The following is a 441-nucleotide window of genomic DNA, read 5'->3' on the forward strand; positions in this document are numbered from 1 at the left end:
GACACCCCATCCACGGCCAGGTGATGGATGATCAACACCAACCGGGCGCTGCCACTCACCCACAGCGCGCTGAGCATCACCCCGGCCGCCGGGTCCAACCGCTCCCGCGCAGCCACCAGCACCGCCTCCGACATGACGTCCACGCTGCGCAGCAGGGCGCCGGCGTCCACCGACCCCGGCTCGGGCACCTGCAACGACCAGCCGCCGCCATCGGCGTCGTCGAGGCGGGCCCGCAGCATGGCGTGGCGCTCCAGCAGCGCTTGGAGCACCACCACCACCTCGGCCTCGCTCACCCCGGCCGGGGCTTGGACCACCATGGTCTGGTTGAACTGATCGGTCGGGCCCTCAAATGCCTGCAGCCAAACCATGATCGGGGTCGCCACCACCTCGCCGACGCCGTCATCGACCGGACCGGCATCGTCAACGGCCACGCTGACTACC

At 70.5% G+C, this 441-nt stretch carries 1 protein-coding gene; it reads right to left on the reverse strand.

From position 1 onward, the window contains the following. The coding region (locus tag OQ789_RS25810; protein WP_324689261.1) for a hypothetical protein at positions 1-441 on the reverse strand (441 nt) is incomplete at both ends.

It is taken from the genome of Mycobacterium sp. 94-17, assembly GCF_035617725.1.
In the GTDB taxonomy this organism is placed as follows: Bacteria; Actinomycetota; Actinomycetes; order Mycobacteriales; family Mycobacteriaceae; genus Mycobacterium.